The sequence below is a fragment of the Prevotella sp. MGM2 genome, assembly GCF_002933955.1.
Taxonomy (GTDB): domain Bacteria; phylum Bacteroidota; class Bacteroidia; order Bacteroidales; family Bacteroidaceae; genus Alloprevotella.
In genome coordinates this window covers 1-8,946 of the sequence record NZ_BEWW01000140.1, presented here as the reverse complement: position 1 = coordinate 8,946, position 8,946 = coordinate 1, and the positions used below count along the sequence as shown (strand labels likewise).

Below are 8,946 nucleotides of genomic sequence, written 5' to 3'. Positions count from 1 at the left end.
CAAGGCTCAAAAAAGCTATCAGCATGTCGACCAAGCGCTTCACATTACGCTCAAAACCGTTCATGCCGTCGGGGATAAAGGGAAGGTGATAGGGCATAAGATTCTTCTTTATATTTTTCGATATTACAGCTGATTCAAAAAAGCATTATAAGTATCCATCTGACAATTGAAGTTGAACATCTCCCGGGAGGCCGACCAGCAATTCTGCCGTATCCGCCCATATTCCTCCGCAGACATGCGCACCATTTTCCGTATATTCTCGGCCAAGGCATCATAATCAGCCGGAGAAGAAACCAGTCCGAAACCGTTGTTACGGACGATATCGGACGATTCGCCACTACCGCAAAGCAAAATGGGAACACCTACGGGTAACAAATCAAATATTTTGGAGGGAACGGCTCCTTTAATCTGCACAGCCAAAGGCACTATCGACGCGTCATAGCGTTGCAATTCATCCACCATCCTTTCCTTAGGCAGATAGCCATGATAGCTCACACCAGTATCGTGATTCGAAATGAATTGTTCAATCTGTTCCGTTTGGTTTCCTCCTCCAAACAAATGCAGTTCCGCCCCAATTTGCTTGAAATTTATATGTTCTATGATGGAAAGCAAATCCTGGGCAACTCCCAGCAAACCGGCATAAACTATTCTCAGCGGCTGCCCCTTGAAGCGCTCTTCAAAGTGTGCGGCGACTGAATGTTGCAGATTACGGTAAACAAATGCAGGTTTATCGGGTTCAAAAGCCTTTATATGCTCCACGATAGTTTCACTCTGCCCTTGTACAGCGGATGAATTGCGATAAACAAAGCGCTCCATCCACAATAAGGCACGATGATAGAGGCTCCCCTCGCGCACAGCGCCCAGCTCGACTGCGGACATCGGCCACAAATCGCTGACATTCAACACAACCTTACGCCGAAAAATCTTACGGAACAACACCATAGCCGAACAGGCTACCATGATGGGCGGAGACTGTATGATGACACGGTCATAAGAGCGAATGCGGCGGACTCTCCAAGAAAAACTCCAAAGCAGAATGGAGAAACTGAGCATGGACAAAATGCGGCGCAACGGATTTTTTGAAACGGTGGCATAAGTCCAGTAACGGAAAAGCCGCACACCCTCCATCTCTTCCTTGCGGGAAAAGCACCTCCGATAACCTTCCATAATACGTCCCTTGGGATAGTTGGGCAAACACGTCAGAACATCAACGTCATTACCTTGAGCCTTCAATCCACGAGCCATATTGGTGATACGCGAAGGCGCCGCCCCCAATTCGGGAGTATAATAAAAAGAAACAATTAAAATTCTCATAAAAATAAATGTACTACAAATATCCGTTCCACTTACGCCACAGATAGTGCCAGGCACGATAAAGAGGATTCCAGAGAACTTCCTCACGATAATGACCGATGAACCGGAAATTCTGTCGTGTTATGCGAAGGAAACTCTGCAACTTGTTCTCCTTTTCAGGATGCACGATACGAGGATCAGATTTCCCGAAGTTTCCCGCACGCATGATTTCCTCAAGCAGGAAACGGCCCTCTTCTTCATTGGGAGAGACCAGCAGATATTTGTCTTCCATGGCAAAAACCTTTTTCAGGACATACATTGCAGCCGCCGTAAATTTCATCATGCCCAAGCGGCGTAACTGCCTCACCGTTTCCAAGCGTTCCTCCTCCGTAAAGCCTTGCCGCAACACATAGTAATAATCCATCATCTGCCGCAGACCGATACCGTCGCCAAAAAGATGTCTGTAAATATGTTGAAGAATAAACACACGGTTCATTGCCAATGTCGGCACACATATCCGTCCGGCTTCCTCCGGCAAATCCACATAATTTTCCTTACTCCGCTCAAATTCCCGCTTGAAATAACGCTGCATGCGCCGGTTGCGAAAGTAATTGCACAGCCAGGAGGGAGTGAAGTGAACTTCTACTTCGGCATCGGAAAAGAAATGACACGATACATTGTGATAAACCATTTTACCACATGAAAATCGTTCTTTCACGAGATTACAAAACTGCTGTCTTTTAGCGTCTACCCAAATGTCGATATCACCACAAACCCTCAATGACGGCTTTGGATAATACAATGCGATACCTTGACCTTTCAGCACAATGGAATGAGTCTGCTGCCCACTTAAATATGAACAGATTTGCACTGTACGCATATTAAGTTTTTTATTGAGACACCTGAGTTGTTCGGTCAAGGCATACCATGACAAAAGCAAATCACGCGACGGACGCTGTTCTGCAGGCAAAATTTCTATGGCTTCAAAACAAACACCAAACAGTGTTTGCCGTTTAGCTTCTTCAAACATCCATTGCCAATCTTCCATTGAGGGAGATTGGGAAAATGACGTTCGCTGACCTACTGCAATCTGTAAAAGTTCAAAAAACACAGTTCATGACATTTAGATTAACAAGTCTTGTTCATCTCAACACGATACTTCATCCGACCCTGAAAATGAATGGCCACAACCTTGATAGAGTTAAAAGTATTATATTGACAAGACATTCTTTCATCGAATATCTCAACCTGCTTCGCATTTTCAATAATCACACGACCTCGTTCTGTATCAACTTCATTACATGAACACGACAAAATTCTGACATCCGGTGCAAAATGAATATAGCTGATTCCTTCATGACCTATATGAACTTCGTCTGTTATTTCCATATTGGTAGAATGTAGTTTAAAAGAACGATGATGTCCTAATCCTTTTTCAACCCCAGAATGTTTGGCGACTACATGATTTATCTCTTCCGAAACTATAGAAACTTCAGCACGACGGGCCATACGGAATCCACCCCAAACTTCAGCACTATCATGGCCGTCAACAACAACTGTATTATGAGCGGATGTTCCACGTTCGTACTGCCTCCGTTCTGTTTTATCATAAGTAGAAATTCCGGTATCGATAATAAAAGGTTTTCCATCTGTCCTAAGCTCATAATTCAGAGCATCAGCATGACTATGTCCTGGTTGATATGACGAAATAACATTGCCAACATCCAAAATCAGTTCCATGCGTTCGTTTGCCATTTTGCGATAACCGCATTCTTTCATAAGAACCGGCTCCCATGAAATATCCAGTCTTCTTGCATAAGCAAACAATTGGCTTGCTGTCGGAGCTATGCCATAAGCCGCATCATTCAACAATGGTATAGAACCATCAGAATAAACCACCTCTTCTAAATGTCCGAGCATCAATACGGCTTTCTCCTTCAAGAAGCCATCTGTTTTTTCCTGTTGCGGAAAAATACGGTTATGGCTTGAAAAGTTATAACAATCCAGCAAACGTTCAAGCAAAATACAATGATACATCGGAGACAACTCATAATGTGCGCCATCCGGAAGTATTTGCTCATCCAGTTCACGATAAAGTAACCGGACTGCCTTTTTGTACAAACGTTTGTCAGAAAAATATAATGCCCCGATAAACAAAGAAAAGGCATCTTCCAGCAAATGATTTCCTAAAAGATGATATTCCAATTTCTTTTCCAACAAACGATATTGGGAATAAAGACTGGTATTCCACCGTTCAAGGTTTTTTGCATCTACTTGTTCTTTATGCAAACAAATGAATTTTATCCAATTTATTCCCCGTAAAGCAATAGGATAAGGATCTAGCCCCACTTTATTCAATGGCAACTCGTCAATAAATTTATCAATCCATACTGCTCCTGTTTTAAAATCCATTTCCTCTTGGCATAACCAATCCATATAATTCAAATTATATGCCCATAACATGCCTTTAGATGTATCATTCCAAGAAGAAAAACGTGAAGGGATATTCAAAAACGTTATATTATCTTTTCCGTCATAACTTTTACTTTTGTTCACACTTTGTTCAAAAGAAAGAGTATTATTTACAATTGGAAATTCATATAGATGAAAATCCGATTGAAAAAATCTATTCTTCAATTGATAAAAAAACTGTCGTACTTGCAAATACACTAAAGTATTTAATAAAAGAAATACTTTATTTTTTTGACAATTCGGATACAACATATTTAAATTTACCTGCTTTTGTTCGTTCTATTCTAGCAACATAGTCAAAAACAACTTTTAGCTTTGGACTAAACTGTTGTGAGATTATTTTCAAAATTTTTTGTTCATCTTCTATACTATAACTATCCTTTCTAACAATCCGTAGAATGATACTTCCTACTTCACGTTGTACAATTTGGCATTCTATTATATTATTTGACTCTTTCAAGATATAATCCAAACGAGTAATACGTCCTCCTTCCGGAGTCATTATATAATCCTCCACACGCCCTTCTATATCTCTGATTACAGAGCTATTACGTCCGCAACGACATTTATCGGTTGAAAATATTGCAGTATCACCTATTTCATAACGAATAAATGGCATTGCCAAATTTTGAAAACCTGTTGCCAATAAAGTGCCCTTGGTCATACCAGTTTCTTTTATTTCCAAATGTCCCATTTCAAAATCTTCATGATAACAACCACATTCACACTGAGAAGCGGCTCCGGCCTCCTCACTAAAACCATAGTGTTCTATAATTTTACTTCCTTTGAAAATCCGCTCTATTAACTCCCTCTGATTGGAATAAACCTTTTCCGCACTTGTAAAAATATATTTAGGTGCAGTAGTTACTTTTAAGTTATTTTTTTCAACAAGAAGAGCTAACGTATAAATTATACTTGGGTAACCTACAAAAAAAACAAATTTTTGATTATTAATAAAAGAAACAATATGTGAAACCTTATCTTCTGTCAGATGTTGCTGATTCAACATATACTGATTCAAATTTCTATTGTAACGCCAAAAAGGAGGTTTCTTTTGCTCTAAAGGCACGACTAATTTCCCTGTAAAATTAAGATGTAAATCTCCTTTCCGAATCCCAAATCTATTACGTCCCCGCCAAACTGTAGCCCAATAATGCCGTAAACTTTGCTTTGTCCAATAAAAATGAAGAGGCTTTCCTGTACTCCCACTGGTGTGATAGGGAATTAAATCATCTTTTCCTCTATCATCAGAAAGCATTTCCTGCCAATGTTCACGAACTTCCTCTTTCGTAAGAATAGGGAACTTCCGTAAATCGTTCAACTCTTTAAAATCTTTAGGGTGAATTCCAAATTCGTCAAATTTTTTTTTATAGAAAGGAATATGCTCATAGGCATACTTTAGTATGAATGAGATTTTCTGTTCTTTATAATGAAGAATATCTTTTTCAGAAAATTTATCACTTTGCTCTAAATCATTATACATGGCTCTGTAATTTCCACCATATCGTTGTCTTTGCAAACGACATCCATACCAAGAACAAAGAATATTTTGAATGAAAACAGGAAGATGCCGATAAATAGTAAAATATTTCATAGTTATCCTATTAGTTGTAAAATTCTATGATTCACATTATCTGCCTCAAACGGTTCAAAAGCAGAGAACGCATTTGAAGAGAATGTCATGTATTTATCATTATTGAATGATAAAATCGCAGCAAGCAATTCCTTTACATTGCCACTCTCTATTAAAATTCCGTTCTTTTCATTTTCAACAATCTCAGGAATCGCTCCAATACGAGATGCAATACAAGGAATACCAACCGAAAAAGCTTCCAATAAAATCCCCGGATAACCTTCTGCATCATGTTTTGTCGGTAACAAAAGAACATCATAATGACTTAATAAAGAAGTAACATCGCACGGTTTTATACATCCTCTATAATGATAATTACAACCTTCCAAATAATCCGGAGTATAAGATGATTCAAGCGGTCCATAAAAATCCAACTGGTACTCTTCGCCTAACCGTTTAAAGACAGTTATTAAATCATCAACTCCTTTATTCTTATGAACTCTGGAAAGAAAAACAAATCTTTTAGCATAAGGTTTGTGTAAATCACGCACTATAGCACTGTTTTTTCTTACATTAGGAAACCAATAGGAGCACGTGTTAAATCTTGATCCAAAAGCGACTAAAGATTTGGTTTCCCAAAACAGCATGTCACTGTTTTTCAAGACATAACAAAGTATCTTCTTTTTAAACCAATTACAATGATTGTAATATGTTTCGAAACTTCCGGCAAATTTGCGCAAAAATATTTTTTTATTACACAATCGCGCAATACCAACGATTAAAGGGGCTAAAATAAGATAATCATTAATCGTTCCATGCAAGAAAATTTTTTCACATCGCCATATTTTCCTAACAAAACGGGCAATTATGCCCACTATAGAAAATAATCGGAATGTATAATTATCTTTATTAGTATCTATTACTTCAAAAGGCACATTTTGCTCTCGGCAAAATTGTAACCAAGCTTCAAAAAGCACAACGACCCCTCCTGTTCTCAACGAGTCGCTTTTAAAAAAGCAAGGTCCTATATTCAATATTTTATTTTTCATATTAAAATCTGCATGCTATTCAAGTCATTATTTTCAGATATTCTTCAACACTATTATCCATAGAGTAAACAGCATAATTTTTTTTAGAAGCTACTCTCATTACTTGTTTATCATCCTCCGACATCTCCATAAAACGAATCAACAAAGCCTTTATATCATCAACTGTACAACCTTTTGACACAAGACCATTTACATTATCCTGTACCATATTCTTCATACCTCCAACCGGAGTTACCAATGGAACAGCACCTACTGAAAAAGCCTCAATGACAGTAATAGGCATGCCTTCCCAAAGAGAAGGAAGACAAAAGGCGTCTGAAACATACATATATGCACGGGGATATCTTTTTGCTCCTAAAAAATGAATATGTGGGCATAACAAAGACTGTATAGCTGAAAAAATAGGTCCCGGCTGTTGCTCTGTACCATCTTTACGGCCAATAATATAAAGTTCTATCGGATAACCCTCTTCATTTAATTGTTTGACTGCCTGAGCCAAAGCATATTGATTCTTTTCTTCTCCCAATCTCGCAATATTGACAATACGCATTGCATCTTTGTCTCTTGCCATACTCTCCATCTCAGCTTGAGCCTCATCTACCTCATTTTGAATTAATTTATAAGCCGGTCGACCATTATGAATCAAAATCCCCTTACGCCCATAAAGTTGTTGAAAGCTTTTTTCCGACTCTTCAGAGATAGTAACAGGAATAACACGATGGCATTTAAAGGCCAAACGCCGGAACATAAGACTCAACATCTCACCGGCTTCCTTTTTTGCCTCGCTATGCACTGTATGAATAAATTTCACACGAGACGGCAACAACCAAGCTATAGCAGAATAAACGATGCCGCGTAAATGAGTGTGTACAACATCCGGCGATGATATCCTTATTTGCCGCCACAATCGGAAGAACAAACAAAAATCCATCCCCATCTTTTTATTCATAGGAACAACTCTTACACGTTCATCTATTTCTTCCGCAAAAAAACCAACATTATCCAAGGAATGAAGCACTATCAAAGTAACCTCATGACCTTTCATAACCAAACCATTACAAAGATCTACCACAAAACGCTCAGCTCCTCCCTGTGATAGTTGAGGAATTATTTCTATTATTCTCATTCTATCTATCAAGATGTTATTTAATTACCATATAAGCAACATGCAAAAGCAGAATGCCGACGGCTACATATTTACCATAATATGTAGCCTTAACTTTATAATTATATCTTAACCATTGATAAATCAAGAAGATAAAAGGATAAACGACCATTAACCGCCGAGTATTGAATTCACTGGCTGATGCTACAATCAAATAAAGAATACTCAAATAGAATAATAGAGAAATCTTTATCGGCCATTTTTTTCTTTCCTTGAACCAATTGCAAAATATGGCAATTAAAATAGGCAACCAATAAAAAGGGAAGAGGCAGTCAATAGCCACCAAATGATTATAAGAATGAGTTTCTTTGAATAAAGCCCAAACAGGAAATGGTAATAACTGAGCAAAGAATGTCTTGGCTAAAAAATTAAAGGGTACAGGCAGTTCATTTAGTTTTACGCCCAAAGAGCCTGCATCGGCAACATCCACACTAAGGATTGTATAACGAGCGATAACATTAACCATTGTAGAGAGGATGAATCCCGAAATAGATACAAGAACCAATAAAGACAAAGCAAAAATAAATAATTTGCCTCCTCCACTTACCTGTTTATACATCTGACTCATCGGTATGGCAAAAAATGCAACGGCGAACAATCCATTCTCTGTTCTGAAATAGTAAGTTACAATAACTAAAAAAAACATTAAGAGCAAACGTCCTTTTTGCTCTCTCTTCATAGCCAAATACACCAATACTGTATATAACAAACATACATGTACATCACGCATAATTTGACACGATAATAAAAATATCGGGCTAAGAAAAGCAAAAATCAAAATACGTTTTGTTATTCTTTCATTTACAACCGGTACTATCTGACCATAAATTTTATAAATAAAAACATGCACAAGTGTCCCTAAAAAAACGACATTTGTTTTCATAAAAAACAGAGTATCGGACACATGAAGTAAATTTGCGAATTTAATCAAATACGCCATACATGAAAAGCCTAAAGGCGATTCATTGGTTCTGAAAGAATCTCGCGCATAGGCAAATATTTCACCAAAGGGCAATACAGACAAATCAACCCCCAATTCATAGAAAGTGATTTGATCACTGCCTATAAAATAATCGGAATATGGATTTTTCACATATTGATGGGTAAAAAACATATATATCAAATACCCGGTAAAAACTATAAACGCGATATGCCTTTCCTGCTTCTTCTTAGCAATCAGTAATAGGAGAACAATATAGACAAAGAGTGCTACTATCATAACATAGGAATAAGTAAAAACTTTAGGTATAACAGTAAAAGAAATCCTTTAATTACCTAAAAAAACTCTTTAACCGTACACACCAAGAAGTGATACGTTTACCCAATATTTTTTGTACCCTCTTTTTCATACGCTTATTCCAAGGTAACCAAGTTCCTGCATAATGATGAATTGA

General features: G+C 37.8%; 7 protein-coding genes. All 7 read right to left on the bottom strand.

Annotated features, from left to right (window positions below):
- Positions 1-123: 123 nt before the first annotated feature.
- The 7 genes from C5S62_RS03245 to C5S62_RS03215 all read right to left on the bottom strand — a co-directional run bounded on the left by C5S62_RS03245 (position 124) and on the right by C5S62_RS03215 (position 8,771).
- The gene (locus tag C5S62_RS03245) at positions 124-1,314 is read right to left on the bottom strand and encodes a glycosyltransferase family 4 protein (RefSeq protein ID WP_104404033.1); all 1,191 of its coding nucleotides are present in this window, start codon (positions 1,312-1,314) and stop codon (positions 124-126) included.
- 13 nt (positions 1,315-1,327) lie between these two features.
- Positions 1,328-2,341, bottom strand: coding sequence for a nucleotidyltransferase family protein (locus C5S62_RS03240; protein WP_104404032.1), 1,014 nt, complete (start codon positions 2,339-2,341; stop codon positions 1,328-1,330).
- Between the two features lie 80 nt (positions 2,342-2,421).
- Complete coding sequence (locus tag C5S62_RS03235) at positions 2,422-4,017, bottom strand: alginate lyase family protein (RefSeq protein WP_104404031.1); 1,596 nt, start codon at positions 4,015-4,017, stop codon at positions 2,422-2,424.
- Positions 3,989-5,359 (bottom strand): phenylacetate--CoA ligase family protein, encoded by a 1,371-nt coding sequence (locus C5S62_RS03230; protein ID WP_133159477.1) that lies wholly within the window; start codon positions 5,357-5,359, stop codon positions 3,989-3,991. Before C5S62_RS03230 ends, C5S62_RS03235 begins: the two co-directional genes overlap by 29 nt.
- A gap of 2 nt (positions 5,360-5,361) precedes the next feature.
- The gene (locus C5S62_RS03225; RefSeq protein ID WP_104404029.1) at positions 5,362-6,387 is read right to left on the bottom strand and encodes a glycosyltransferase; all 1,026 of its coding nucleotides are present in this window, start codon (positions 6,385-6,387) and stop codon (positions 5,362-5,364) included.
- Between the two features lie 19 nt (positions 6,388-6,406).
- On the bottom strand, positions 6,407-7,525 hold the full coding sequence (locus C5S62_RS03220) for a glycosyltransferase (RefSeq protein ID WP_133159476.1): 1,119 nt from the start codon (positions 7,523-7,525) through the stop codon (positions 6,407-6,409).
- A 4-nt stretch (positions 7,526-7,529) separates the two neighbouring features.
- Positions 7,530-8,771 carry a hypothetical protein gene (locus tag C5S62_RS03215; protein WP_104404027.1) on the bottom strand — a complete coding sequence of 414 codons (1,242 nt, stop codon included), beginning with the start codon at positions 8,769-8,771 and terminating at the stop codon, positions 7,530-7,532.
- Positions 8,772-8,946 lie beyond the last annotated feature (175 nt).